The sequence below is a fragment of the Rhodococcus sp. NPDC054953 genome (genome assembly GCF_053609225.1).
Window position 1 is genome coordinate 1 of the sequence record NZ_JBSGXD010000074.1, and the last position, 1189, is coordinate 1189.

The following is a 1189-nucleotide window of genomic DNA, read 5'->3' on the forward strand; positions in this document are numbered from 1 at the left end:
GGAAACCGGGACGGTCACGGTGCGGCCCCGATGGTGACGCCTCGTGTCCGGCCACCCGGGAGGCGTCCGTGGCGTCGCCGCGAGGCTCCGCCGGGGAAGCGAGGAAGCCGTTTCTGTCCCACCGGGACTCTTGTCCCCATGGGACATGAGTGGGTGTAACGTCGGTGCCATGACGGTGAACAGGTCTCCCCTGCCGATCCCGGCCCCCCGCGAAGACGGCCGGCAGCGCAAGGCGCGGCGTACCCGCGAAGCGCTCGCCGCCGCCGCCCTGGAGCTGGTGCTGCGGCACGGCCCCGACGAGGTGACCGTCGCCGCGATCGCCGACCGCGCCGATGTCGCCCGCCGCACCTTCAGCCGCTACTTCGCGAGCAAGGAGGAAGCCGCCCTGGACTTCGTCCGGGAGGACGGCCGCCGCATCAACGCACTGCTGCGCGAGCGGCCCGCCACGGAGCCCCCGCTGATCGCCTACCGGCGCGCGGTCGGGCACTGGCTCACCGACCGGGACACCCCCGCCTCGCACCACCGCCCCGAGATCCGCGCGCTGCTCGCCCGGATCGACAGCGACCCCTCGCTCTTCGCCGCCTACCAGCGCATCCGGGTCGACGCCCAGGAGGAATCGGTCGGCATCGTCGCCGCGCGGCTGGCCGTGGACGCCGCCCACGACCCCCGCCCCACCGTGGTCGTCGACGCCGCCGCCGGTGTGCTGACCGCCGCCATGCGGCTGTGGGCCCGCCACGCGCCCGCCGGCGACCAGAGCCGCGCCGTGGCCGACCTCGCCGCGCTGGTGGAGCGCTCCTATGACGCCCTCACGGAGGAGGCGGCAGCCGCCGCCGACCGCGAGGTCCTATCCGCACGAAGAAAGTGAACAGCCCCATGAGCACCACCCCCGTACCCGACTACGCCACCGAGTTCGCCGGCCGCACCGTCCTCGTCACCGGCGCCGCCTCCGGCATCGGGCTGGCGACCGCCCGCCGACTGGGCGCCGGAGGGGCCGACGTCGTCGTCGCCGACTACCGCGCCGAGGGCGCGGAGGAGGCCGCCGCCACCCTGCGTTCCGAGGGCCTGTCGGCCGCCGCCGTCACCATGGACGTCACTGACCCCGCGTCCGTCCAGGCCGGTGTGGCCTTCGCCGTCGAGACCTTCGGCGGTCTGCACCTGGCCGTCAACAACGCCGGTGTCGCCGGCCCCG

At 75.0% G+C, this 1189-nt stretch carries 2 protein-coding genes; both read left to right on the top strand.

What is annotated here, in order from left to right:
* Positions 1-169: 169 nt before the first annotated feature.
* The gene (locus ACWF62_RS20555) at positions 170-865 is read left to right on the top strand and encodes a TetR family transcriptional regulator (protein ID WP_400008835.1); all 696 of its coding nucleotides are present in this window, start codon (positions 170-172) and stop codon (positions 863-865) included.
* Between the two features lie 8 nt (positions 866-873).
* A partial coding sequence (locus ACWF62_RS20560; protein ID WP_452631271.1) for an SDR family NAD(P)-dependent oxidoreductase occupies positions 874-1189 on the top strand: 316 nt, incomplete at its 3' end.